This window comes from Bacillus sp. FSL K6-0042 (assembly GCF_038006685.1).
GTDB lineage: Bacteria > Bacillota > Bacilli > Bacillales > Bacillaceae_G > Bacillus_A > Bacillus_A pseudomycoides.
Genome location: NZ_JBBOVS010000001.1, coordinates 4,625,869 through 4,651,268 on the forward strand (window position 1 = coordinate 4,625,869; position 25,400 = coordinate 4,651,268).

Genomic DNA, 25,400 nt, shown 5'->3' on the forward strand with positions numbered 1-25,400 from the left:
TTTTTAGGATTTGAAAAGAAATAGTCAAGGTAGGAACATAGAAGGGCTAGAAAGGGTTTTGAAAATGAATGATAAAATCGTCTTTTTTGATATTGATGGAACATTACTAGATCATGATAAAAAAATTCTACAATCTACAAGAGAAGCCGTGCGTATGTTGCAAGAAAAAGGAGTACATGTGGCAATTGCGACAGGGCGTGCGCCTTTCATGTTTGAAGATATTCGTAATGAGCTTAATATTCATAATTATGTGAGTTTTAATGGCCAATATGTTGTATTTGAAGATGAGGTTATATTTAAAAATCCGCTACATCCTAATACGTTACATACATTTACAAGATTTGCAAAGCAAGAGGGATACCCGCTTGTTTATTTAGATCATAAGGATATGAAGGCAACAGTAGAATATCATGATTATGTAAAAGAAAGTTTCGGAAGTTTGCAGTTTGAACATCCAGTATATGAACCAGGTTTTTATGAAAATCGTGATATTTATCAAACGCTTCTTTTTTGCCAAGCAGGTGAAGAAGAAAAGTTTCTTCATGATTATCCAGATTTTCACTTTATTCGTTGGCATGCGTATTCGATGGACATTATCCCAAATGGTGGTTCAAAAGCAAAGGGAATTGAAAAGTTTATTGAGAAATTAGGATTTAAACGTGAACAGGTCTATGCTTTTGGAGACGGGTTAAATGATTTAGAGATGATTGAAGCGGTAGGAACAGGTATTGTGATGGGGAATGGTCATGAGGATTTGAAAAAACTTGCTAATTATGTGACGAAAGATGTTAGTGAAGATGGGATTCTTCACGGCTTACAGTGGGCTCATTTATTGTAACAAAAGAGTATGGGAACCATTTCATTATAAAAAAAGCAGGAGCTAAAGCTTCTGCTTTTTTGTTATTTTATCTTTCGAATGGTTTTGCATCATCAGGGGATGCAAAAGGGTTTTCTTGATTAATGTGGTCATAGAACATTACGCCGTTTAAATGATCAATTTCATGTTGAAATACAATCGCTGGTAACCCTTTTAAACGTAATTTTACTTCTTCACCATCGATAGTAGTCGCTTTAACTGTGATTCGTGTGTAACGCGGAACGTAGCCGGGAACTTCACGATCTACAGATAGGCACCCTTCGCCGCCCGATAAGTATGTACGTTCAACGGAGTGACTAATAATTTTTGGATTGAATAAAGCATAGCTGTATAATGTCTCATTTGTATCAGTAACATGAACAGCAATCATTCTTTTTGAAATGCCAATTTGTGGTGCAGCAATCCCGATTCCTGGACGTAAATTATATTTTTCAACCATTTCAGGGTGTTGACTGTTTATTACAAGTTCGATCATTTCTTTAAGAGTACGTATATCTTCTTCACTTGCTGGCAGAGGTACTTCTTCTGCTACTGCTCGTAGAATGGGATTTCCTTCACGAATTACATCATTCATTGTAAGCATTCACAATCTCTCCTTTCTCCTTTAGTCTACCAAAGGAGCTGAAAAAAGTCATGATAAAGTACATAGCCTCTATATATAATTGGGGCGAATTAAGAGTATGCTGGGTGCGGCACTTTCTTCATCAGAGTTCGTTTAGTAAAAAGAAAAGACGGCATAGCCGCCTGTTTCTTTCTATAGTTGTTTTGTTTTACATTAACGAATGCAAGCAGCACCAACGATAATTAAAAGGATAAACAATACAACGATTAAGGCAAAGCCGCGTCCGGATCCTCCTCCGCAAGAACCTCCATAGCCATAGGAAGGATATGAACAAGTTGGATAGCAATATGTGTATCCGTACATGAGATGACCTCCTTCATCATTTCCCGCTAACACTGCGGTTATTATAATGTATGGGAGAGTGATTAGGAGTGTATAGACATTCGCCTAGAAAAGGAAGAAGTGATTGCATATTTTTGTTGTAAAGAGAGAAAAACTAAGAAGAATTAATCGTTTACATATTATTCTACGATGAAAAGATGGTTAAAAAGGGAATAATATAACAGTAGGTTATTGCTTACTAATACAGATGTGAAAATGAAAACACCTATGTACAGTAGAAACCTCAATGTTATTCATAAAAAAAACGTAACCAAAGTAATTGACATCGTGATTAGAATAGTTGTAAACTAAAAAACGTGATCAAGATTGTATTAATATGTTTCTGAAAAAACATTAGTACAGATTGTTAGGTACACAAAATTATTCTCAACCGGCGAGGTTTCCTGTCGGTTTACATGGTTGCGTTTTCTTTCTAGCTAATTGCTAGTGAAAGCGTTTCAGAATATGGTTCAAGAGAGGAAGAGGTGAACGGAATGGGTACTAAAACAAAAAAGACCCTATTTAATGTTGATGAGCAAATGAAAGCTATCGCAGCTCAATTTGAAACATTACAAATTTTAAATGAAAAAGGCGAAGTTGTGAATGAAGCAGCAATGCCTGAATTAACTGATGATCAATTAAAAGAATTAATGCGCCGTATGGTGTATACTCGCGTACTAGATCAACGTTCTATTTCTTTAAACCGTCAAGGACGTTTAGGTTTCTACGCACCAACAGCTGGACAAGAAGCTTCTCAATTAGCAAGTCATTTCGCACTTGAAGCAGAAGACTTCATCTTACCAGGATATCGTGACGTTCCACAATTAGTATGGCATGGTTTACCATTATACCAAGCATTCTTATTCTCTCGTGGACACTTCATGGGTAACCAAATGCCTGAAAATGTAAATGCACTTGCTCCACAAATCATCATCGGTGCGCAAATCATCCAAACTGCTGGTGTTGCGTTAGGTATGAAATTACGTGGTAAAAAATCTGTTGCAATTACTTACACAGGTGACGGCGGCGCTTCTCAAGGTGACTTCTACGAAGGTATGAACTTTGCAGGTGCATTCAAAGCTCCAGCAATCTTCGTTGTTCAAAACAACCGTTATGCAATTTCTACTCCAGTAGAAAAACAATCTGCAGCAAAAACTGTAGCGCAAAAAGCAGTAGCAGCAGGTATTTACGGAATTCAAGTAGACGGTATGGACCCATTAGCTGTATACGCAGCAACTGCTTTTGCTCGTGAGCGCGCAGTAAATGGCGAAGGTCCTACTTTAATCGAGACTTTAACATTCCGTTATGGTCCACATACAATGGCTGGTGATGACCCAACTCGTTACCGTACAAAAGATATCGAAAACGAATGGGAACAAAAAGACCCAATCGTACGCTTCCGTGCATTCTTAGAAAACAAAGGCCTATGGTCTCAAGAAGTAGAAGAGAAAGTAATTGAAGAAGCTAAAGAAGATATCAAACAAGCAATTGCTAAGGCTGACCAAGCTCCAAAACAAAAAGTTACTGATTTAATGGAAATCATGTACGAAAAAATGCCTTACAACTTAGCTGAACAGTATGAAATTTACAAAGAAAAGGAGTCGAAGTAAGCCATGGCTCAAATGACAATGATTCAAGCAATCACTGATGCTTTACGCGTTGAAATGAAAAATGACCCTAACGTACTTGTGTTTGGTGAAGACGTTGGTGTAAACGGCGGTGTATTCCGTGCTACTGAAGGTTTACAAGCTGAATTCGGTGAAGACCGTGTAATGGATACTCCACTTGCAGAGTCTGGTATTGGTGGACTTGCAGTTGGACTTGCACTTGAAGGATTCCGTCCAGTTCCAGAAATCCAATTCTTCGGTTTCGTTTATGAAGTAATGGATTCAATTTCTGGTCAATTAGCTCGTATGCGTTACCGTTCTGGTGGACGTTGGACTGCTCCAGTAACAGTTCGTTCTCCATTCGGTGGTGGTGTTCATACTCCTGAACTACATGCTGATAGCTTAGAAGGATTAGTGGCTCAACAACCTGGTCTAAAAGTTGTTATTCCATCTACTCCATACGATGCAAAAGGTCTTTTAATCTCTGCGATTCGTGACAACGATCCAGTTATCTACTTAGAGCATATGAAATTGTACCGTTCATTCCGTCAAGATGTACCAGAAGGCGAATACACAATTGATTTAGGTAAAGCTGATATCAAACGTGAAGGTACAGATGTATCTGTTATCGCTTACGGTGCTATGGTTCACGCTGCATTAAAAGCTGCTGAAGAACTTGAAAAAGAAGGTATCTCTTTAGAGGTTGTTGACTTACGTACAGTTCAACCATTAGATATCGAAACAATCATTGCTTCTGTTGAAAAAACAGGTCGCGTAGTTGTTGTTCAAGAAGCTCAAAAACAAGCTGGTATTGCAGCAAACGTTGTAGCGGAAATTAACGACCGTGCAATCTTAAACTTAGAAGCTCCAGTTGTACGTGTTGCAGCTGCTGATACAGTATTCCCATTCTCTCAAGCTGAGAGCGTATGGTTACCAAACCATAAAGATATTGTTGAAGCTGTTAACAAAGTAATGAACTTCTAATTGTAGTTTTTCATGTGCAAAAGAGATCAGCACATGCTGATTTCTTTTGTGCTTATTCCATAATAATGATATGAATCAGGGGGCTGAATTCCGTGGCATTTGAATTTAAACTACCAGATATCGGTGAAGGTATCCACGAAGGTGAAATCGTAAAATGGTTTATTAAACCAGGCGATGAAGTAAACGAAGACGACGTACTTCTTGAAGTACAAAATGATAAAGCAGTTGTAGAGATCCCTTCTCCAGTTAAAGGTAAAGTACTTGAAGTACTTGTAGAAGAAGGTACAGTTGCAGTAGTAGGAGATACTTTAATTAAGTTTGATGCTCCTGGATACGAAAACCTTAAATTTAAAGGTGACGACCATGACGATGCTCCAAAAGCAGAGGAAGCAAAAGCAGAAGCTCCAGCAGCAGCTACTCCAGCTCCAGCAGCAGCTGAAGAAGTAGTAAACGAGCGCGTAATTGCTATGCCATCTGTACGTAAGTACGCTCGTGAAAAAGGTGTAGACATTCATAAAGTAGCTGGCTCTGGTAAAAATGGCCGCGTTGTAAAAGCTGACATCGATGCATTTGCAAATGGTGGACAAGCAGTAGTAGCAACTGAAGCTCCAGCAGTAGAAGCTCCAGCAGCAGCGAAAGAAGAAGCACCAAAAGCACAACCAATTCCAGCTGGTGAATACCCAGAAACTCGTGAGAAAATGAGCGGTATCCGTAAAGCAATTGCAAAAGCAATGGTTAACTCTAAACACACAGCTCCTCACGTAACATTAATGGATGAAATAGATGTAACAGAACTTGTTGCTCATCGTAAAAAGTTCAAAGCAGTTGCAGCTGACAAAGGTATTAAATTAACTTACCTTCCATACGTTGTAAAAGCTTTAACATCTGCATTACGTGAATTCCCAATGTTGAATACGGCTTTAGACGATGCTTCTCAAGAAATCGTTCATAAACATTACTTCAACATCGGTATCGCAGCTGATACAGACAAAGGTCTATTGGTACCAGTTGTTAAAGATACAGATCGTAAATCTATCTTCACAATCTCTAACGAGATCAATGAGCTTGCTGGTAAAGCACGTGACGGTCGTTTAGCTCCAGCAGAAATGAAAGGTGCTTCTTGCACAATCACAAACATTGGTTCTGCAGGTGGACAATGGTTCACTCCAGTTATTAATCACCCAGAAGTAGCAATCCTTGGTATTGGCCGTATCGCTGAGAAACCAGTTGTGAAAAACGGTGAAATCGTTGCAGCTCCAGTATTAGCATTATCTTTAAGCTTTGACCATCGTTTAATTGACGGCGCAACTGCTCAAAAAGCATTAAACCAAATTAAACGTTTATTGAACGACCCACAATTATTAGTAATGGAGGCGTAATAACAATGGTAGTAGGAGATTTCCCAATTGAATTAGATACAGTCGTTGTTGGTGCAGGTCCTGGTGGATATGTTGCAGCAATTCGTGCAGCACAATTAGGTCAAAAGGTAGCAATTATTGAAAAAGCTAACCTTGGTGGCGTATGCTTAAACGTTGGATGTATTCCTTCTAAAGCATTAATCAATGCAGGTCATCGTTATGAGAATGCAAAACATTCTGATGACATGGGTATCACTGCTGAGAACGTAACAGTTGATTTCACAAAAGTTCAAGAATGGAAAAACGGCGTAGTTAAGAAATTAACTGGCGGTGTTGAAGGCCTTCTTAAAGGTAACAAAGTTGAAATCATTCGCGGTGAAGCTTACTTCGTAGATGCTAACACATTACGTGTAATGACTGAAGATGCAGCTCAAACTTATACGTTTAAAAATGCTGTTCTTGCAACTGGTTCTACACCAATCGAAATTCCTGGATTCAAATATTCTAAACGCGTTATCAACTCTACAGGTGCTTTAAGCTTACCTGAAATTCCTAAAAAACTTGTTGTAATCGGCGGCGGTTATATCGGTATGGAATTAGGAACTGCATATGCTAACTTCGGTACTGAAGTTACTGTAGTAGAAGCTGGCGATGAAATTTTAGCTGGTTTCGAAAAAGCAATGAGCACAGTTGTTAAACGTGCTCTTCAGAAAAAAGGTAACGTAAACATCCATACAAAAGCTATGGCTAAAGGCGTTGAAGAAACTGAAAACGGCGTAAAAGTTAGCTTCGAAGTAAAAGGCGAAGTACAAACTGTAGAAGCTGATTATGTATTAGTAACTGTAGGTCGTCGTCCAAATACTCAAGAAATTGGTCTTGAGCAAGTTGGAATTAAAATGACTGACCGCGGTATCATCGAAATCGATGAGCAATGCCGTACAAACGTACCAAACATCTATGCAATCGGTGATATCGTTCCTGGACCACCATTAGCTCACAAAGCTTCTTACGAAGGTAAAGTAGCTGTGGAAGCAATTAGTGGACATGCATCAGCTATCGATTACATCGGAATTCCTGCAGTATGCTTCACTGATCCAGAATTAGCATCTGTTGGTTACACTAAAAAACAAGCTCAAGAAGCTGGAATGGAAGTAGCGGTTTCTAAATTCCCATTCGCTGCAAACGGTCGTGCGTTATCATTAAACAGCACAGACGGTTTCGTACAACTTGTAACACGTAAAGAAGATGGCCTTCTTGTAGGTGCACAAGTTGCAGGTGCAGGCGCTTCTGATATTATCTCTGAGATTGGTTTAGCTATCGAAGCTGGAATGACAGCTGAAGATATCGCTCAAACAATCCATGCTCACCCAACATTAGGTGAAATCACAATGGAAGCAGCGGAAGTTGCTCTTGGAATGCCAATTCACATTGTAAAATAATATGAAATAGATAAAAAACCACTTTCTAGATATTAGAAGGTGGTTTTTTATGTTAGGTAAGCCTTTTTAATCTTCATGCTAGAAGGAAATAAAGTTATTAGGATGAGATAGAGGATTGAATTGGGGGAAAGAATAATGTTATTAATAGAAGTTACATTTTATCTTCCCATTCGTAGATAGTAGTGTAGTAACGCACATCTAATGAAAGCAAAGAAGCTGTCAAGATAAGTGATCTATAAAATCCAAGTTCTCGAGGACTGAATGAAATTTCAGTGTACTATGGAGAAAATAAAAACAACAAATAAGAGGTGATTCTTCGTCATCTCTTATTTGTTGTTTTTTATTGTTCATTTTTAAATTGGTACATTTCTGGGCTTATACTAGAGTCATTATACAGGAATAGTATGACATCAGGATTTAATTCTTTTAGATCTTTTATTATATTTTTACTAGCTGCAAATCGTGGATCGATAAATGTTATTTGTTCAAAATGCTGAGCAAATAAGGGATATGTTGCATCAGCATAAGAATCTTTGATAACTACAGCATGTAATTTGTTTTTTGCTTTCGAATTTAAGATATTAATTTGTGCATAGTCATTTTGATAGACCATTGCATAAGTTGGTGCGGGTTGTTTTTTATCTATTGCAAAGAACTCTTTCATTGGCATTTTAGTCGATTGCTCAGATACAGGTCCGATATATACTGTATAATCATCCCATGCATTTGGATTTTGCTTTAATTGTACATAAGGGATTTGTTCAGGAGTTTTTATTAAATTATACAGTTGTTTATTCCAACTTCCAATAAAATCTCCATTAGGTTTTTCAGTAATGAATTTATAATTATCTCGATTTACTTTATCATCTTTATATATCTTTGAGTGATCAGATATATAATTCATTGCATATTCATATCCATAAAACGCACCTTTCATATTCCAATGATGGTCTGTTTTAAAGTATAAACTTTCTAACTGTTCACGGCTAAACTCTTTTTGGAAGAATGGCAGAACATCGATAACAGGAAAGTTTATATTATTTAATGCTTGTACAAGGTAATCGCGATGTTTTTGGTCATATCCACGATCTACGTATGGTGGATATCTATATGAAAATGTCGTTAGTTTACTTGGTGCTAACATAAAATAAAACTCAGTTTTTGGAAACTGATTTCTTAAATTATCTAATTCATTCACAGATTGCTTCATTTGTTCACGTTCATCAGTTTTTGTTGGTTCAGATAGAATAAAACCATCGTTTGCAACATATTTTTGATTTATAAATATTCGGTTGAAGTGCATTTGTAAATTTGTATATATTTCAATAAAGAAATCTCGACCTGCAATATGATCTGTAAAGTGTAACTCGGTATCTTTGAAGTATTTTCCTGATTTTAAACCATCTTTAGTTAAGACAGGATCAATAGCTAGATCCCTATTTTCAAAATTAGAAAAGGTTTTTTTATCCAAGTAAATAATTTTTCCAGTCCATATACACATTCCGAAAATAACAATTAAAAATCCTGTAATTAATATACGGTTGTTTAAATTTTTCATAGCTACCCCTCCTTTAAAAGCGGAAGTAAATAAATGGATTATACGTTGCATTTGTTAAATACATCATAACGATTATTAGCACACTTAAATAATAAAGTGGAGATAAAATTACTATCCTTTTTGTTGAAAGCATAGTTTTCAACAAAGAAAAAATTGGAGCTGAAGTAACAATTGCCAGGAGAAAAATTCCCCAATAGTTCATGACATAGAAGTAACTCTTAATGTCAGTTAATGGTCCATTTATTCCAAACATTGTTTGGAGAAATTCAAAACAGTAAGCAAAATTATCAGCTCGGAAGAAAACCCATCCAATGATTACTAAAAACATAACGTATATATGTTGGACCGGGCGCCACATATTTTGCAACACTTTCTCAAAACCGGCTTTTTCTAAAGCAATGAGACATCCGTAATAAATTCCCCAAATCATAAAGGTCCAACTAGCTCCATGCCAAAAACCTGTTAGTGCCCATACGATAAAAAGATTACGATAGACTTTCCAGCTGGATACTCGGTTTCCTCCAAGTGGAATATAGACATAATCGCGGAACCACGAACCAAGTGAAATGTGCCAACGACGCCAGAATTCAGAAATAGATTTTGAAATATATGGATAATTGAAATTCTCTAGAAAATCAAATCCAAACATTTTTCCTAATCCAATTGCCATATCACTATACCCAGAAAAATCAAAATAAATTTGTAGTGTATAAGCGATAGCACCAATCCAAGCGGTAGAAACACTCATGGTTGCTGGATCCATGGCGAAAATTTCATCGGCAATAGCGCCTAATTGATTAGCGATTAACACTTTTTTCCCTAACCCGATGATAAAACGTCGAACTCCTTCAGAGAATTTATCGGCATCAACTGTTCGGGTATGTAGTTGATGAGAAATTGTATTATAACGAACGATTGGTCCAGCAACTAATTGAGGGAAAACAGTAAAGTACAATGCGAGATCAAAAATATTACGCTGCGCATCTACTTTCTTCTTATATATATCAATGATATAACTCATAGCGTGGAAAGTAAAAAAGGAAATACCAATCGGCAATGGAATCTTTTCTAATACAATGTTTGTATGAAACATTGTATTTATATTATCGATTAAGAAATTAGCATATTTAAAATAACCTAAAATAGCTGTGTTTATAATAATAGCTAAAGTTAAGAGCGTTTTTCTACTAAGTATAGTTGCTCTTTCTTTGGCAAGCCAAATACCAAACCAATAGTTTATAAAAATAGAAAAGAGCATGAGAAATACATATATTGGTTCTCCCCACGCATAAAATAATAAGCTAAATAATAGAAGAACAATATTTTGCAATTCTTTGCGAACAGTGTGATATACAAATAACACTGCAGGTAAAAACAAACATAAGAATAAGAGGTTACTAAATACCATTTATGTTAAGTCCTTTCTGTAAGTTTATAGGCAGTCAGTAAAATATTATATCACAATTAAAGAAATATAAAGAGTTTAATCTTACTATATTATCTGTTTAATGGGAGTTCTTTGCTCTCATATGTAAAATCTTTTTTAAAAGAAGAAGCATCCTAGCTGTCCTTTAGATTTAGGGCAGCTAGGATGCTTCTTACGTATATTATGTAATGATTTTTTGAAATGCCCATATATATTGTAATAAACTAGGACATATGAAAGGGGGCAACGACTTGAAAATATCACTTGTTTCGATCTTTCATTTTATTATATGGAGCGGGTTTTCATTAGTGTTATTATTATCAAATCGTGATAAAGCACATTACAAAGTATTACTTTTTTTTATATTTTTTTATTTAGCTTATGTTATTGCACATTTTATGTTGCACTCCAGAAAAGAGGCAGTTTGTTGCACCATTGGAAATAGTATGTTCTTTTTTTTCATTAAATATCTCTTTTTCACAGGTTAGCGTTTATAAAAATACATTGTTCTTCCATTAAATAACCTTAATTCACCTTCTAATTTCTTGGCTAAAAAACGGCAGAATTCATTCGCTTTTCCTTTATCTCCAAATGTGGCAGTAGAAGGTAAGGAGATTTGAACGAAAGCTTGCTCGTTTTCTATTCCAACCCCCACATAAATAGAAGTATATCGATCATGACTAGATTTTAGCTCAAGTGTAGTATCAGACGTATCAAGTATTTCGTATGGAAATGCCACGCTAGTATATGCATAGCTAACTTGCACACCGGTTTGGGAAGTAATTTCTTTATAATAACGAAAAAGTTGTTTTACATCTTCTAATGAGATAGCTTGTTGTTTAGATTTAGGTACAAGTTTAATAAATGCATGTTGCATAAAGATTTTCCTCCTGACGTAATATATATATTTATTTTAACACTGTTGTAAATTTTTTGACAATTAAAAAGGGATCATTCCTCGTTTTGTTTAATATATACAAGTAGAAAGTGTTGTAAAGAAAGGAGGGAGTAAATGTTTGAAAAATTGTATGATGAGCATGAAAGTGTGAAGGTACGATTTCTAGGATTTATGACACATGAGAACCGTTATGACTTTGGGGTCATTTATACAAATATGTTTTTTGGGAAACCTCTTGTCGTGTGCATGCAAACTGGGAGAGCGACTCTACTAGGACAAGATGATGTGGATAATGTTCAACATTTACAACAGGTCTTTAAATTACAATCGGAGGAGGAGGCGGATGATTTAGCACAGTTCTTTAAGTTTCTTGTACCACCTACTTCTTTACATGCTGAATATGAAGAATAAACAAAAGGGAACAGTCGTACTTATTAAGATATGACTGTTTTTTTGTTATTGTCTCATACTAATGTAAAATAAAATTTTTAATGTGTTATACTAAAAACCTATTGACGTAAAAAGTATAACATATTAAAATAAAGACAGAAAGTTAAGCGGTTACAAAAGTTTTTGGGATTATAAACTTAGGGGGAAATAAAAAATGGGAACAATCGTATGTCAAGATTGTGAAAGTACAATTGCACACTTCGAGGATGAGAAAGTAACGGTACTTTACGGGAAATGTGAATTTTGCGGATGTGATCACAAGGAGCATACAAAAGCCCAATAATATATAGGAATCTTGCAGCTGAAAAAGTTTTTAGGACCATAAACTTAGGGGGAAATGAAAAATGGGAACAATCGTATGTCAAGTTTGTGAAGGAACAATTGCACACTTTGAAGATGAAAAAACAACAGTACTTTATGGGAAATGTGGATCTCATTGTGAATGTGATCATAAAGAACATTCAAAAGCCCAGTAATATATAGGAAGTTTATGAATATAAAGATTTGAAACTATAAATGAAACTCAGGGGGAAATAAAAAATGGGAACAATTGTATGTCAAGCTTGTGAAGGAACAATCGCACACTTTGAAGATGAAAAAACAACAGTACTTTATGGGAAATGTGGATCTTGCGGATGTGATCACAAGGAGCATACAAAAGCCCAATAATTAAAAAGGCGCCTGCATCTGCAGGCGCCTTTTTTAATAGATTGTAGTTGTATGACCAACCGTTGCAACAATTGCATCGTCCCTGATGGGAATAAATTTGAGTGTTGTTTGTAGATTATTAACAGAAGTATGTTGACTCATAAGACGGCTATCTATTCGCGTAATAAAATCTGTTAAATATGCTGAGATAAAAGCATATGGAATTCTTCGTTCATTCAATAGGTAAATAATTTGTTCTTTTGTCTTTACTCCTACACCATGACCATAAAAAAAGAAATTGCCTAAATAAATGGCATTCTCTCCTTGCCACTCAACCGAAGCTGGATTTACTTGTGGGTTTTTAAAGTAAACAAGATCGCCAGGAACGATATCCCCACCGGTTTTTGTCACCAGTTTTAAATCTTGATCATAATCCCATGTATATAGTAGAAGGTTTGCGAATAAGTGATTAAAGATTTGGTCATCATATAGAGCTAAAAGTGCTTTGTAAAAAATAATAATCATTGCTGTTGCACATTCTGTTCCGTATTTTTTCCCGTTTTTAAAAATATCTCGTATCGCGACGGAGGGTGGTACATTTGGGAGTAGTTGAAACCCTCCCAGTGGTGTCCTTTGCCAAAATTCAGGGTTACAATAGGACTCTTGGAATGTACGGAATTGAAGTCCGCTTTGAAAGAGTTCTAAGGCAGATGTAATAATATAAATTCGTAAATTTAGATCGAAAATGAGTTCATCAGCCGTTCGGAATGCATATACTTCTTGATTTCCAGCCATAATGGCTAATATTTGTTGTTTCTCAGTAGCGAACGGTTCGTTTTCACTCGTGATATAAGGATGTACAATAGAACGACCAATCACAATCATAACTGTATCCCCACCTATACGTTACATTCTTTAGTATGGTATGAGTAAAAGAAAAAATGGTGAAAAAAAAGCCTATCAAATGATAGGCTTATATTCTTTAATAACGCGTAATGTTTGTAATGTCATGTCTTCGGGACCTTGTACTGGCAGACCCGCTTCTAAATTTTTATGAATGTAATCTAAGTTTTCTTGTGTAATAATTTCACCTGGAGTAAAGATTGGAATCCCTGGTGGATAAACCATTACAAAATCAGCTATAATGCGGCCAGCAGCATTTTCAAATGGGATGACCTCTGTCTCTGAATAAAAAGCATCTCGAGGAGAGAGGGCAAGTACAGGGATTTCTGGAATTTCAACTTGTACTTGAACACCTTTGTCCGCTCTATCTTTAAATGTAGTTGCTAGTTTTTGTAAGGCCTGGATGAGAATGTTGGTTTCATCCTCTGTATCCCCTAATGTAACGAGGCATAGAATGTTATATAAGTCCGAAAGCTCGACCTCAATGTTGTAATGTTCTCTTAACCATAATTCTGCCTCATGACCTGTAATCCCTAAATTTTTGACAGATACAATCAGTTTTGTTGGATCATAACTAAATGTTGCATCCGTACCTAACATTTCTTTACCAGGGCAGTATAGGTTTTCAATCTTATTTACAGTATTGCGGACATGTTCAGCTAACTGAATTGTTTTTGTGATTAATTCTTGTCCTTCAGTCGCAAGGCGTTTTCTGGCAACATCTAAAGAAGCCAATAGAATATAAGAAGTTGATGTTGTTGTAAGCATGCTAATAATAGATTGGACATGTTTTACATTCACAAGACCTTCTTTTACATTTAAAATAGAACTTTGTGTTAAGGATCCTCCTAATTTATGGACACTTGTTGCTGCCATATCTGCACCAGCTTGCATGGCTGACATCGGTAGTTCCTCATGAAAATGAATATGAACACCGTGAGCTTCATCTACTAGTACAGGTATATCGTAGGAATGAGCTAATTTTACAATTTGTTGTAAGTCTGCAGCAAATCCGAAATACGTTGGGTTAATAACAAGTAATCCTTTTGCATCTGAATGCTCCTCAAGTGCTTTTTTTACAGATTGAATCGTAATCCCGTGTGAAATACCGAGCTTCGGATCAATTTCAGGATGAATGAAAATTGGTTTTGCACCTGAGAAAATAATGGCTGACATTACAGATTTATGAACGTTTCGTGGTACAAGAATTTTATCACCTGGGCCACAAACGCTCATCACCATTGTCATAATTGCACCGCTTGTTCCCTGGACGGAAAAGAAAGTATGATCTGCACCGAACGCAGTCGCTGCTAAGTCTTGAGCCTCTTTAATCATACCTTTTGGATGATGTAAATCATCGAGCGGCGCGATATTAATTAAATCAATTGCTAATGCATTATGCCCAATAAATTCGCGAAACATAGGATCCATTCCTTGTCCTTTTTTATGACCTGGGATATGGAATTGAATTGGATTTCGCTTACTGTGCTCTACTAAAGCGGTAAACAATGGTGTTTTGTATTGGGACAATCTATACACCCCTTCTTCTTCGTAATATTTATTATGAATTGTTTTATGTTTATCTTGTTCAATAAGAAAGTTATTTCCCCTGTATAGTTATATAACCGTCTATAAGAACTTGAATTGTTCTACTTACCATTCAAAAATTTTGTCATGGAAGCTTCACTTTATTTTCAATAAAACAAAAGCATTATATCACCAATGATTATATATGTATAGGGAAAATTATTATTTTTATTATATGCATAATTAGTAGTAAGTTTATCCCATTATGTGTGAGTAATAAACGCTCGTCCTAGGCTTTAAAGAAAGCGAGAAGATATGTGGAATTTCAATAATAGAAGTTGCACTTTATCCTGCTGGTAGTCAGTCATATCTTTACGGCGAGATTTAGCGGAAGTAAAGAAGTTAGGTGAAGGGAAATAATACGTAAGGTTACATTTTTCAGGCGAATGAAGAGCTGTTTTTTAATTACCCTGTTATTTTTAATCTGGCAGGAGACAATTCCATAATAAAAGAGAAATAGTGTATAATGCAAAGTGGTTATAGCAAAGAAGGTTGGAAGTTTTATTTTTAAGGTAGCATAATGGTAGAAAATAAAAATGGATGAGGTGTACATATGGAATATCAATATCCACTTGATTATGATTGGTCAAATGATGAGATGATTGCAATCGTGACATTCTATGAGGCAATTGAAAAGGCGTATGAAAAAGGTATCGTTAGAGAAGAATTGATGAGATTATATCGTCGTTTTAAAGAAATTGTACCGTCGAAAGCAGAAGAGAAGAAAATTGATAAAGAGTTTCAAGAGATAAGTGGTTACTCTATATATCGGGCAATTCAAAAAGCGAAAGAAGTAGAAGAACAAAAGATTGTAAAAGTGTAAAAATATTTTGAAAATTAAAATTCAAAGTGCTATAATGGGATAACAACTAAAAACGGACAATGTACATTGTCCGTTTTCTACTATCGATTACAAATTTTATATAAAGGAAGGAGTGATTGCATCGTAGCTTCAACCTTTGTAAGAAATTGTTCATCAGTAAGTGTTGGAAATTCTTCTGGTGAGATGTGAATACCTACTAGTAACTCTGCTTTTTTTATAGTGGCTAAGCGTTCAATCATTTTTTGTAATTCATTTGCTTCAAGCATGTTATGCGGTTTTACACCTGGTTTAGTATGGTCAATGGACCAAACGAAGTCATTTGGTATATTTGTTTTTAAATCATTTAAATGTCCTAAGAAGGCATGAGCCGCTTCCACTTTCTGTGGACACTCATAGATTAAACCAAAGTATATGAAAGCGTGGGTTCCCCATAAACCGATTTGAAAATGTGGTAACATTTTATAACCGCGTTTATTTGTTGAAAAAGCAACCCAAGTATCGTTTGGTGGATTGACTTTACGACGTGCGTGTTTCGCTACATGATAGAAGAAAGTTTCACCAGTTTGTTCTGATAAATAATGAGAAAATTGTTCGCCTAGAGCTTCTAATTTAGGATGAATGTTTGTTTTAATAGCATCCATTCGCTCTTCAAGGCCATCAACAGAAAAGACTGCAAAGTCCTTTTCTTTAAATGTTTGTAATGTCATGACTGTTCCTCCAACTCCTAGTTTGTTTTTAATTTTAGCATAGCTTGTACTATTCATAAAAAAAATCAGCATAAAAAATTTACGTAAAAAAATATAATTTTGTTGCATAGATGATTTATCCAACATAATATAGTATAAAACAAAAAATCAGAAAATTAAATTAATTTCAGTCCAAGGGCAGACGAATATTGGGAGGAGGCAATAAAAATGAGACAGGTGATTAATGCGTTAAAGAGAACAGATGCTGAAAAAAGAATTCCGGTGCTAAGATTGGAGTTAGATTATGAATTAGCAACGCTATACGATGCAATGATGGAAAATGATAATCAGAAAAAAGAAGAGTGCGTGCAAAAATTAGAAGTACTAAGACTTGAAATGATTCGTTTAGAAGCATAATAATAGTATATGTATAAAAATTAAGTTGGTGCGAACCTTATAAAGGGTTCGTTTTTTCTGTGAACAGTATAGATCGGAGTGTTTAAACATGCAAGAGGTATGGAAAGAAATCGATACAAATGCAAAGCAGTGGATTCGAGAAGCTGGCGAGCGTTTAATGGCATCATTGCAAAAGACACTTATTGTAGAGACAAAATCAAATGCAGCAGATTTAGTAACAAATATGGATCGAGAAACAGAACAGTTTTTGATTAGGAAAATTAAACAAACATTTCCAGATCATTATATTTTAGGAGAAGAAGGGTATGGAGATGAGGTTGCTTCTTCGGATGGAGTTGTTTGGTTAATTGATCCAATTGATGGTACGATGAATTTTGTTCATCAAAAAAGAAACTTTGCGATTTCAATTGGCATTTATGAGAACGGTATCGGAAAAATCGGTCTCGTCTATGATCCGGTTCATGAAGAACTGTATCATGCTGTAAAAGGAGAAGGAGCTTTTTGTAATGATACATCCATTCCTACTCTTGAGAAAAGTACAGTGGAGCATGGAATAATTGCGTTAAATGCAACTTGGCTCACTGATAATCCATTACTTAATATGGAGAAAATGATGCAGCTTGTGAAATTGGCAAGAGGGACACGATCATATGGATGTGCAGCGCTAGAAATGGTCTATGTTGCAACCGGAAGATTGGATGCTTACGTGACGCCACGATTATCTCCTTGGGATTTTGGCGGTGGAATGATTATTGTAGAAGAAGTCGGTGGTAAGGTGACGACATTTGCTGGCACTACTCTTTCTATCGTGGAAAAAAGCAGTGTATTAGTTGCGAAGCCGGGAGTATATGAAGAGTTACTACCATTTGTATCACAGTAACAAAAAAAGTAAGAGGCCAAGAAGTAGCTTCTTACTTTTTACTGTTACTGTGATTTACGCATTTTGCGTTTTGTTATAAATCCATATCCAACTGTAACAAATGTGCCAATGATGCAAATAATAATACCGATGGGACTATTTTCAGCAATCATAATTCCAATGCCAATTAAGAAAATAACACCGATAATAGCCGTTAATAAAAAGCGATATTGAATGTGTTCCATATCTTCACCCTCCAATTTCATTTTACTTTCACAAAAGTAAGAATACAACTATATTTTCATTCTTGATTTTATTTTGATTGCCATTGTATCACCTTCGCTCTTATAATAGAGAAGGATTAAAAAGACACTAGGAGTTGGACATGTTGAAAAAACGACAAGATTTACGCAATATAGCAATTATCGCCCACGTTGACCATGGTAAAACAACACTTGTTGACCAATTATTACGTCAAGCGGGGACGTTTCGTGCAAATGAGCACGTAGAAGAGCGTGCAATGGATTCAAATGATTTAGAAAGAGAACGCGGTATTACCATTTTAGCGAAAAATACAGCGATTCATTATGAAGATAAACGAATTAACATTTTAGATACACCTGGACACGCTGACTTCGGTGGTGAAGTAGAGCGTATTATGAAAATGGTTGATGGTGTTTTACTTGTTGTTGATGCATACGAAGGTTGTATGCCTCAAACACGATTTGTTTTAAAGAAAGCATTAGAACAAAACTTAACTCCGATCGTGGTTGTAAACAAAATTGACCGTGACTTTGCTCGTCCTGATGAAGTGGTTGACGAAGTAATTGACTTATTCATTGAGCTTGGTGCAAACGAAGATCAATTAGAGTTCCCTGTTGTATTCGCATCAGCAATGAATGGAACAGCAAGCTTAGATTCAAACCCAGCAAATCAAGAAGAGAATATGAAATCATTATTTGACACAATCATTGAACATATTCCAGCACCAATTGATAATAGCGAAGAGCCACTTCAATTCCAAGTAGCACTTCTTGATTACAATGACTATGTTGGCCGTATTGGGGTTGGCCGTGTATTCCGCGGTACAATGAAAGTAGGACAACAAGTAGCATTAATGAAGGTTGACGGAAGTGTAAAACAATTCCGTGTAACTAAATTATTTGGTTACATTGGATTAAAACGCCAAGAAATTGAAGAAGCAAAAGCTGGAGACTTAGTAGCTGTTTCAGGTATGGAAGACATCAACGTTGGTGAAACAGTATGTCCAGTTGAGCATCAAGAGGCATTACCATTACTACGTATCGATGAGCCAACATTACAAATGACATTCCTTGTAAATAACAGCCCATTTGCAGGTCGTGAAGGTAAATATATTACATCTCGTAAAATTGAAGAGCGTCTTCGTGCACAGCTAGAAACAGATGTAAGCTTACGTGTAGATAACACAGATTCTCCTGATGCATGGATTGTATCTGGACGTGGAGAGTTGCACTTATCAATCTTAATTGAGAACATGCGTCGTGAAGGATATGAATTACAAGTATCTAAACCAGAAGTAATTATTAGAGATGTTGATGGTGTAAGATGTGAGCCTGTAGAGCGCGTACAAATTGACGTGCCAGAAGAGTATACTGGTTCTATTATGGAGTCAATGGGTGCACGTAAAGGTGAAATGTTAGATATGGTGAATAACGGAAACGGTCAAGTTCGTCTGACGTTTATGGTTCCAGCACGTGGCCTAATTGGTTATACAACAGAGTTCTTAACTTTAACACGTGGTTACGGTATTTTAAACCATACATTCGATAGCTATCAGCCAGTACATGCTGGACAAGTTGGTGGACGTCGTCAAGGTGTTCTAGTTTCACTTGAAACAGGAAAAGCATCACAATACGGTATTATGCAAGTTGAAGACCGTGGTGTAATCTTCGTTGAACCAGGTACAGAAGTATATACAGGTATGATTGTTGGGGAGCATACACGTGAGAATGATTTAACAGTTAACGTTGTAAAAATGAAACAACAAACTAACATTCGTTCTGCAACAAAAGACCAAACGTCAACAATGAAAAAACCTCGTATCATGACATTAGAAGAGTCATTAGAATACTTAAATGACGATGAGTACTGTGAAGTAACACCAGAATCAATCCGTCTTCGCAAAAAGATTCTTGATAAGAGCGAGCGCGAAAGAGCTGCTAAGAAAAAGAAATCTGTAGAAGCGTAAAAGATAAAGCTGCCTTTTCATTAAAAAGGCAGCTTTTTTAATTTGCTTATTTTTCGAAAATTTAATCTTTTATCTAGACAGTATTTTTTCTACAAGGTAATCTTATAGTAGACAACATAGAATTTAAAAATTAAGAAGTAAGGTGCTGTTAGTTAGTTGAATGAATTTGGCCGATATGGATTATTTTCTATCTTTATTTTAGATAGGGGGATTTTTATTCATCTTTGCTAGATGAAGGGGAGAAGTATAATGCTAGAGAGAATGTCATTTTTTGCAAAGTTATACAATGTAGATGTGAATCCAGAAGTAGGGATGTGGCAGCTTTACGGTACAATGATTATACTAAGTGCACTCGTATATAATTTAGGATTTGCTAGGAAGTTACCGTTACTAAAAAACATTGTGATTTATGTATCCTTAGCAATTGGATGTACAGTTTTAACTTTTTTGGGAGTGTTTTTACCAGTAGGAGAAGGACTTGTTGTGACAGCGATTGTATTCGGTATTTATAGATTACGCTTACGCCAAGCAAAGCAACAAAGAGTGGGTTAAAGGGGGGGATGTTTCATGCGTTCTGTACAAGATGCGTTATATAATTGGCTAACAATTAAAACTGTCGCGGAAGCACGCCCGCATGATGCAGCTGCGCAAGAAACATATTTACTGTTTCATAACATGTTACATGAAGATCATCAATTAAGAGATGTAACGGTGGAAAAAAAAGAAGATATGTATTTGGTTACATATGAACAAGAAGGAGAAAAACATTCTACAAGATTTCCGATAGAGCTTATAGATTGTTTCTTAGATCAAATGAAACGAGAGCCGGAGAAATATAAATAAGCCCTCATCTGAATGATTAAGGACTTATTTGACAGTTTACCACTCATCTTCTATTGTTTTATCACGATATAAGTGGAAATTTCCAGTTGCATGGCGTTCCATTGTACGTTCTGCAATACGTTCTGTGCATTCCATGCACATATATGTATGAATAGGACGGTTACGAAGCCTTTTGGCCATAGGATTTTCGTCATCTAACTCTTCTTTTTTATCACAAAGCATGCATTTGACTCTCATTTCGTCACCTCAATACAAATTCTATCGATATAAGTATATCATGTAAATTTGATATTTTTGAACTATAGGGGGAAAAAATAATATTTTCGCAATTCGAAAAATAAGTTATCATTAAGATAAATAAAATTTTGGAGGTGGAAATATGGCAAATGTAGTAGAACCTACATTGACAGATTCTTTAGTTCAATCTTTACGTGAAGGACGCATTATAACAATTGCAACAATTGATTTTGAAAAGGCTGTTCCGAATGTAAGTGCTATTTCATGGGTATATGCAATAAATGAGACAAGTATTCGATTTGCGATTGATCAACGCTCTCGTATTGCGGAAAATTTGCGCCATCATGCAGGGCTTGTACTCACTGTAATGGCAAATGAATCTGTATTTTCCATTAGCGGTGAAGCAAAGATTTTAAAGGAGAGATTGGATGGCAGTCCACTCAAATTAACTGCAGTAGAAGTATCTGTTCAAGAAGTACGTGATGTTATGTTTTATGGAGCAAAGCTTGCTTCGGAACCAACATATGAAAAAACATATGATCTTCGTGCTGCTGAAAAACTTGATAATCAAGTTTTAACGGCGATGAAAGAATTGTAGAAAAGTGGATGAGCATTATGGTTGTTCATCCTTTTCTGCTATTTTAACCTGAGTGAATAAGGAATCTTTGCTACATGTTAGAATATAAATTTTGACGAATGAATACGATACCTAGTTATGAATGAGAAAAATGATTAAGAAAAGTTTTAATTTATATGAATTTCGATTCTACCTCGTTAATACATTACATATAATTATAACAATGGTTCGTCCATATGATGATCATGGATGAAACCCTTGTTCTACAAATTTAAAAGTGGAGTCAGGGGGTAACAGGTTGGATAAAATTTATGTGTTAGATACGAATGTACTTTTGCAGGATCCTTTATCTATTTTTTCTTTTGAAACAAATGAGGTAGTGATTCCAGCAGTTGTATTAGAAGAGGTTGATTCGAAAAAACGCTACATGGATGAAGTCGGACGAAATGCTCGTTATGTATCTAAATTGATAGATAAATTTCGCGAATTAGGAAAACTGCATGAGAGTATACCTCTTGAAAATGGAGGGACATTTCGTATTGAATTAAACCATCGCTCATTTGTTCAACTGCAAGATATTTTTGTTGAAAAAACAAACGATAATCGTATTTTAGCTGTTGCGAAAAATTTATTCTTAGAAGAGCAAGAGAAAGAGAATGGAAAGTCTGTCATTTTAGTAAGTAAAGATGTACTTGTGAGAGTAAAAGCAGATGCTCTTGGTTTACAAGCTGAAGATTATTTAAGTGATCGTGTAATTGAAGTGGAAAATATATATTCAGGTTTTTTAGAAGGTTACATATCAAAAGAACAGCTAAATTATTTTTATGAAAAAGGAGAACTTCCTTTATCGGAAATTGCAAATCATCCATTTTATCCAAATCAATTTATCGTGATGAAAGATGCATTAGGGGGTTCTAGCTCTGCACTTGGAATTGTTGATTATTCAGGGAAAAAAGTGAAGAAACTTATTTTTCATAATGAGCAAGTTTGGGGAATACGCCCGCGGAATGTGCAGCAAATTATGGGATTAGAATTGTTGCTTCGTGAAGATATTCCACTCGTAACGTTAACAGGGAAAGCAGGAACTGGTAAAACCTTACTCGCGTTAGCTGCTGGTCTTATGCAAACGGAGGATCTAGGATTGTACAAAAAACTCCTTGTTGCTCGGCCGATTGTTCCAGTTGGTAAGGATATCGGATATTTACCAGGAGAAAAAGAAGAAAAGTTAAGACCGTGGATGCAGCCAATTTTCGATAATCTAGAGTATTTATTTAATACAAAAAAACCAGGCGAATTAGATGCGATTTTAGCGGGTATGGGTTCAATTGAAGTAGAGGCGCTTACTTATATACGAGGACGAAGTATTCCAGATCAATTTATTATTATTGATGAGGCGCAAAATTTAACGAAACATGAAGTGAAAACAATATTAACAAGGGTTGGAGAAAAAAGTAAAATTGTATTAATGGGAGATCCGCAACAAATTGATCATCCTTACTTAGATGAATATAATAATGGTTTAACGTATGTTGTAGAGAAATTTAAAGAACAAAAAATTAGCGGACATGTAAAGTTTGTAAAAGGAGAGCGTTCTAATTTAGCACAACTAGCAGCGGACTTATTATAAAGTGAAACTTTAATCAGTGAGGGATTTCATCAGCCGAAGTCTAACTGTTTTGCTGTTGTTAAATTTTGAGGTGGGAATACTTCTGACCGCAAAGAGTGGAAAAAAAGGAGTGGCTTTTGCCTACTCCTTTTTTAAATAATTGTAAACTTACGGATATTTCGAATTGGATTGTTTATATTAGAGCCGTCACCAAAGTAAAGGTGGACAGGTCCATCTTCTCGTAATGGTTTTCCATCTTTTGAAAATCCAAGAATAACATTGTTTGCTTCTTCTAATGAAAGTGTGATTGAATCATGCAATGCATGGATTTCAACATGTGTTGCTTCAGCTGTAATTTCAGCATTTTTGAAAAATGGATGAAGTGGTATGCCAAACGTTCCTGAAATAAGCTGTTCCTTTTTAAATTTTTTTACGCTTTTTTGAATAGGTGGAAAAGCGGCACCATCACGGATTTCACGATCCCAATGTTCGGAAGTGTGCTTGAGATAGTCTTCTAATTCTGATTTTTCTTCTTTCGTTTCGGTGAAGTAAGTTGTTAAATCTACTTTTCGATCATCAAAAATCCAAACGCTTGGGTCAAGTGTGATCGGAAAGCGTACTTTTCCATTTATAAATAAAATTTCACTCATTGTTGTTCCCCCATTTGTATTATGCTCCCACTTTTCAGTATAATAGCATTAGACACGATTGTCACAAAAAATGTTTCTATTGCAATTTATTAAGACTATCGCTAATATTAATAGATAGGATAGAAGAGTAGGACGGAAACGGAGGGAATCAATTTGGCGTCTGAGACAGTAGCAAATCATCAGGAAAAGGCACTTGCCCTTCTAAAAGCGGATGCGGAAAAGATTTTAAGACTTATTAAGGTGCAAATGGACCACCTTACGATGCCGCAATGTCCATTATATGAAGAAGTGTTGGACACGCAAATGTTTGGACTATCCCGTGAAGTTGACTTTGCGGTTCGTCTTGGTCTTATTACAGAAGAGCAAGGGAAAGAAATGTTAGGAGAGCTCGAACGGGAATTATCAGCACTTCATGAAGCATTTACAAACAAACAACAATAAAGGGTTCAAATAAGGGGGCTCAAACTGACTAGGTTTGAGCTTTTTATTTGTATAATAAAGCAGGAAGAATTCTGATACATATGGAATACAACAATAATTAAATTGAAACAGAAAGAGGAAATGAAATGAAAAGAGTATGGAAATCGATGGATTATTCATTATTACTTCCTCTTATTATTTTATGTGTGTTGGGAGTTATAATGGTATATAGTTCTAGTTCCATTGTTGCGATTTCAAGGCATAACTGGCCAGCAAATTACTTTTTTAAAAGACAATTACTTGCTCTAGCTGTTGGAACCGTAGGGTTAGGAATTATCGTTGCTATTCCGTACCACGTTTGGAGAAAACGAATTGTTTTGTTATTAATGATGACAGGTAGTATTGGATTGCTAGCGTTAGCATTATTGATTGGAAAGAAAGTAAATGGTGCGCAAGCATGGGTATTCGGTATACAGCCCGCTGAATTTGTTAAAATTGCTATCATTATTGTACTCGCGCGTTTCTTTGCGAGAAGGCAAGAAACTGATACTTCAGTTTGGAAGGGATCAGCAGGTACGATTATGTTTATAGGATTAATATTGGTTTTAATTCGTAAACAAAATGATTTAGGAACAGTTTTGTTAATCATAGGTATTGTCGGAATTATGTTTCTTTGTTCAGGGGTTCCGATTAACAAGTGGATAAAGCGTCTTGCATTAAGCACAATTGTATGGATTCCGCTTTTATACTTAGTTGGTAATTATGCATTGAAACCTTATCAAAAAGCACGTTTTGCGGTGTTTTTAAATCCATTTGATGATCCACAGGGTGATGGATTTCAGCTGGTGAATTCCTTTGTTGGAATTGCTTCAGGTGGACTGAATGGTAGAGGACTTAGTAATAGTATACAAAAATTTGGGTATTTACCTGAGCCACACACGGACTTTATTATGGCAATTATATCTGAAGAACTTGGTTTTATTGGTGTAGCGATTATTTTAATTAGTTTGTTACTCATTATCATTCGTGCATTCCGAATTGCTCAAAAGTGTAAAGATCCATTTGGAAGTTTGATTGCTATAGGCATTGCTAGCCTGTTTGGGGTGCAAACGTTTGTTAACATTGGTGGTATGTCTGGGCTAATGCCTCTTACTGGTGTGCCTTTGCCATTTGTCAGTTATGGTGGTAGTTCTTTAATGGCGAATCTATTTGCAATGGGTATATTGTTGAACTTAGGGAGTTATGTGAAACGACAAGAGAAGCAACAAAAAGAAATATATGAGAAAAAACAACAAGGTGAGCCACATCTTGTTGTTGTGAAATAAAAAGGTTTTGTGTTTGATGACACAAAACCTTTTTATTATGTTGTTTTTT

General features: G+C 35.7%; 31 protein-coding genes. 20 read left to right on the forward strand and 11 right to left on the reverse strand.

What is annotated here, in order from left to right; all coding sequences use genetic code 11:
- Nucleotides 1–64: 64 nt before the first annotated feature.
- Nucleotides 65–838 (forward strand): Cof-type HAD-IIB family hydrolase, encoded by a 774-nt coding sequence (locus MHH45_RS23920; protein WP_016116079.1) that lies wholly within the window; start codon nt 65–67, stop codon nt 836–838.
- 67 nt (nt 839–905) lie between these two features.
- Here the strand turns inward: MHH45_RS23920 and def are convergent, their stop codons facing one another.
- The gene (gene def, locus MHH45_RS23925; protein ID WP_003199945.1) at nt 906–1,460 is read right to left on the reverse strand and encodes a peptide deformylase; all 555 of its coding nucleotides are present in this window, start codon (nt 1,458–1,460) and stop codon (nt 906–908) included.
- A 192-nt stretch (nt 1,461–1,652) separates the two neighbouring features.
- Nucleotides 1,653–1,802, reverse strand: a complete 150-nt coding sequence (locus tag MHH45_RS23930; protein ID WP_018764787.1) for a YjcZ family sporulation protein — start codon at nt 1,800–1,802, stop codon at nt 1,653–1,655.
- A gap of 512 nt (nt 1,803–2,314) precedes the next feature.
- On the opposite strand from MHH45_RS23930, the gene pdhA reads away from it, so the two are divergent.
- From pdhA to lpdA, 4 genes are all read left to right on the forward strand, one after another.
- Nucleotides 2,315–3,430 (forward strand): pyruvate dehydrogenase E1 component subunit alpha, encoded by a 1,116-nt coding sequence (gene pdhA, locus MHH45_RS23935; protein ID WP_000536894.1) that lies wholly within the window; start codon nt 2,315–2,317, stop codon nt 3,428–3,430.
- A 3-nt stretch (nt 3,431–3,433) separates the two neighbouring features.
- Nucleotides 3,434–4,411: a pyruvate dehydrogenase complex E1 component subunit beta gene (pdhB, locus tag MHH45_RS23940; protein ID WP_000068166.1), complete on the forward strand. Its 978-nt coding sequence runs from the start codon at nt 3,434–3,436 to the stop codon at nt 4,409–4,411.
- 92 nt (nt 4,412–4,503) lie between these two features.
- Nucleotides 4,504–5,790 carry a dihydrolipoamide acetyltransferase family protein gene (locus MHH45_RS23945; RefSeq protein WP_016131898.1) on the forward strand — a complete coding sequence of 429 codons (1,287 nt, stop codon included), beginning with the start codon at nt 4,504–4,506 and terminating at the stop codon, nt 5,788–5,790.
- Nucleotides 5,791–5,795: 5 nt separating this feature from the next.
- Complete coding sequence (gene lpdA / locus MHH45_RS23950) at nt 5,796–7,208, forward strand: dihydrolipoyl dehydrogenase (RefSeq protein WP_016116077.1); 1,413 nt, start codon at nt 5,796–5,798, stop codon at nt 7,206–7,208.
- 340 nt (nt 7,209–7,548) lie between these two features.
- Here the strand turns inward: lpdA and MHH45_RS23955 are convergent, their stop codons facing one another.
- Nucleotides 7,549–8,766, reverse strand: a complete 1,218-nt coding sequence (locus tag MHH45_RS23955) for a DHHW family protein (protein ID WP_088093644.1) — start codon at nt 8,764–8,766, stop codon at nt 7,549–7,551.
- A gap of 13 nt (nt 8,767–8,779) precedes the next feature.
- Complete coding sequence (locus tag MHH45_RS23960; RefSeq protein ID WP_016116075.1) at nt 8,780–10,174, reverse strand: MBOAT family O-acyltransferase; 1,395 nt, start codon at nt 10,172–10,174, stop codon at nt 8,780–8,782.
- A gap of 269 nt (nt 10,175–10,443) precedes the next feature.
- Here MHH45_RS23960 and MHH45_RS23965 point away from each other — a divergent pair, with 269 nt between their 5' ends.
- Nucleotides 10,444–10,680: a hypothetical protein gene (locus MHH45_RS23965; RefSeq protein ID WP_033671441.1), complete on the forward strand. Its 237-nt coding sequence runs from the start codon at nt 10,444–10,446 to the stop codon at nt 10,678–10,680.
- Here MHH45_RS23965 and MHH45_RS23970 read toward each other — a convergent pair.
- Nucleotides 10,677–11,069, reverse strand: coding sequence for a DUF1885 family protein (locus MHH45_RS23970; protein ID WP_016116074.1), 393 nt, complete (start codon nt 11,067–11,069; stop codon nt 10,677–10,679). The genes MHH45_RS23965 and MHH45_RS23970 overlap by 4 nt on opposite strands.
- Nucleotides 11,070–11,204: 135 nt before the next feature.
- Between MHH45_RS23970 and MHH45_RS23975 the strand changes: the two genes are divergently transcribed.
- The 4 genes from MHH45_RS23975 (at nt 11,205) to MHH45_RS23990 (ending at nt 12,209) form a co-directional block, all read left to right on the forward strand.
- The gene (locus MHH45_RS23975; RefSeq protein WP_003199960.1) at nt 11,205–11,501 is read left to right on the forward strand and encodes a DUF3055 domain-containing protein; all 297 of its coding nucleotides are present in this window, start codon (nt 11,205–11,207) and stop codon (nt 11,499–11,501) included.
- 193 nt (nt 11,502–11,694) lie between these two features.
- Nucleotides 11,695–11,823: a GapA-binding peptide SR1P gene (locus MHH45_RS23980; protein WP_003199961.1), complete on the forward strand. Its 129-nt coding sequence runs from the start codon at nt 11,695–11,697 to the stop codon at nt 11,821–11,823.
- A gap of 61 nt (nt 11,824–11,884) precedes the next feature.
- Nucleotides 11,885–12,016, forward strand: coding sequence for a GapA-binding peptide SR1P (locus MHH45_RS23985; protein WP_016116073.1), 132 nt, complete (start codon nt 11,885–11,887; stop codon nt 12,014–12,016).
- Nucleotides 12,017–12,080: 64 nt separating this feature from the next.
- Nucleotides 12,081–12,209, forward strand: a complete 129-nt coding sequence (locus MHH45_RS23990; protein ID WP_006095810.1) for a GapA-binding peptide SR1P — start codon at nt 12,081–12,083, stop codon at nt 12,207–12,209.
- 33 nt (nt 12,210–12,242) lie between these two features.
- Here MHH45_RS23990 and MHH45_RS23995 read toward each other — a convergent pair whose 3' ends face one another.
- Together MHH45_RS23995 and MHH45_RS24000 are read right to left on the reverse strand one after the other, a co-directional pair.
- Nucleotides 12,243–13,073: a protein-glutamine gamma-glutamyltransferase gene (locus tag MHH45_RS23995; protein WP_016116072.1), complete on the reverse strand. Its 831-nt coding sequence runs from the start codon at nt 13,071–13,073 to the stop codon at nt 12,243–12,245.
- 75 nt (nt 13,074–13,148) lie between these two features.
- A complete protein-coding gene (locus MHH45_RS24000) occupies nt 13,149–14,621 on the reverse strand; it encodes an aminotransferase class I/II-fold pyridoxal phosphate-dependent enzyme (protein ID WP_016116071.1) in 1,473 nt (490 codons plus the stop codon).
- 610 nt (nt 14,622–15,231) lie between these two features.
- On the opposite strand from MHH45_RS24000, the gene MHH45_RS24005 reads away from it, so the two are divergent.
- Complete coding sequence (locus tag MHH45_RS24005; RefSeq protein WP_016116070.1) at nt 15,232–15,501, forward strand: UPF0223 family protein; 270 nt, start codon at nt 15,232–15,234, stop codon at nt 15,499–15,501.
- 80 nt (nt 15,502–15,581) lie between these two features.
- Here MHH45_RS24005 and MHH45_RS24010 read toward each other — a convergent pair whose 3' ends face one another.
- A complete protein-coding gene (locus MHH45_RS24010) occupies nt 15,582–16,208 on the reverse strand; it encodes a YktB family protein (RefSeq protein ID WP_033671485.1) in 627 nt (208 codons plus the stop codon).
- A 207-nt stretch (nt 16,209–16,415) separates the two neighbouring features.
- On the opposite strand from MHH45_RS24010, the gene MHH45_RS24015 reads away from it, so the two are divergent.
- Nucleotides 16,416–16,604: a hypothetical protein gene (locus tag MHH45_RS24015; RefSeq protein ID WP_001250169.1), complete on the forward strand. Its 189-nt coding sequence runs from the start codon at nt 16,416–16,418 to the stop codon at nt 16,602–16,604.
- A gap of 88 nt (nt 16,605–16,692) precedes the next feature.
- Nucleotides 16,693–17,484 (forward strand): inositol monophosphatase family protein, encoded by a 792-nt coding sequence (locus MHH45_RS24020; RefSeq protein ID WP_016116068.1) that lies wholly within the window; start codon nt 16,693–16,695, stop codon nt 17,482–17,484.
- Between the two features lie 44 nt (nt 17,485–17,528).
- On the opposite strand, the gene MHH45_RS24025 is transcribed toward MHH45_RS24020, so the two are convergent.
- Complete coding sequence (locus tag MHH45_RS24025; protein ID WP_000400124.1) at nt 17,529–17,708, reverse strand: DUF5325 family protein; 180 nt, start codon at nt 17,706–17,708, stop codon at nt 17,529–17,531.
- Between the two features lie 140 nt (nt 17,709–17,848).
- Between MHH45_RS24025 and typA the strand changes: the two genes are divergently transcribed.
- From typA to MHH45_RS24040, 3 genes are all read left to right on the forward strand, one after another.
- On the forward strand, nt 17,849–19,693 hold the full coding sequence (typA, locus tag MHH45_RS24030) for a translational GTPase TypA (protein WP_003199689.1): 1,845 nt from the start codon (nt 17,849–17,851) through the stop codon (nt 19,691–19,693).
- A gap of 249 nt (nt 19,694–19,942) precedes the next feature.
- Nucleotides 19,943–20,245, forward strand: coding sequence for a YlaH-like family protein (locus MHH45_RS24035; protein ID WP_016116067.1), 303 nt, complete (start codon nt 19,943–19,945; stop codon nt 20,243–20,245).
- Nucleotides 20,246–20,260: 15 nt separating this feature from the next.
- Entirely contained in the window at nt 20,261–20,536 is a 276-nt protein-coding gene (locus MHH45_RS24040; RefSeq protein ID WP_003199693.1) for a hypothetical protein, read from the forward strand.
- Nucleotides 20,537–20,572: 36 nt separating this feature from the next.
- Here MHH45_RS24040 and MHH45_RS24045 read toward each other — a convergent pair whose 3' ends face one another.
- A complete protein-coding gene (locus tag MHH45_RS24045; RefSeq protein WP_016116066.1) occupies nt 20,573–20,773 on the reverse strand; it encodes a YlaI family protein in 201 nt (66 codons plus the stop codon).
- A 142-nt stretch (nt 20,774–20,915) separates the two neighbouring features.
- On the opposite strand from MHH45_RS24045, the gene MHH45_RS24050 reads away from it, so the two are divergent.
- Nucleotides 20,916–21,371: a pyridoxamine 5'-phosphate oxidase family protein gene (locus MHH45_RS24050; RefSeq protein WP_088093643.1), complete on the forward strand. Its 456-nt coding sequence runs from the start codon at nt 20,916–20,918 to the stop codon at nt 21,369–21,371.
- A 277-nt stretch (nt 21,372–21,648) separates the two neighbouring features.
- A complete protein-coding gene (locus tag MHH45_RS24055; RefSeq protein ID WP_016116064.1) occupies nt 21,649–22,977 on the forward strand; it encodes a PhoH family protein in 1,329 nt (442 codons plus the stop codon).
- A 131-nt stretch (nt 22,978–23,108) separates the two neighbouring features.
- Here MHH45_RS24055 and MHH45_RS24060 read toward each other — a convergent pair whose 3' ends face one another.
- The gene (locus MHH45_RS24060; protein ID WP_016116063.1) at nt 23,109–23,606 is read right to left on the reverse strand and encodes a hypothetical protein; all 498 of its coding nucleotides are present in this window, start codon (nt 23,604–23,606) and stop codon (nt 23,109–23,111) included.
- A gap of 153 nt (nt 23,607–23,759) precedes the next feature.
- Between MHH45_RS24060 and MHH45_RS24065 the strand changes: the two genes are divergently transcribed.
- Both MHH45_RS24065 and MHH45_RS24070 read left to right on the forward strand, forming a co-directional pair.
- Nucleotides 23,760–24,047 carry a YlaN family protein gene (locus MHH45_RS24065; protein WP_003199704.1) on the forward strand — a complete coding sequence of 96 codons (288 nt, stop codon included), beginning with the start codon at nt 23,760–23,762 and terminating at the stop codon, nt 24,045–24,047.
- Between the two features lie 125 nt (nt 24,048–24,172).
- Nucleotides 24,173–25,351 carry an FtsW/RodA/SpoVE family cell cycle protein gene (locus MHH45_RS24070; protein ID WP_016116062.1) on the forward strand — a complete coding sequence of 393 codons (1,179 nt, stop codon included), beginning with the start codon at nt 24,173–24,175 and terminating at the stop codon, nt 25,349–25,351.
- The last annotated feature ends 49 nt before the right edge of the window (nt 25,352–25,400 follow it).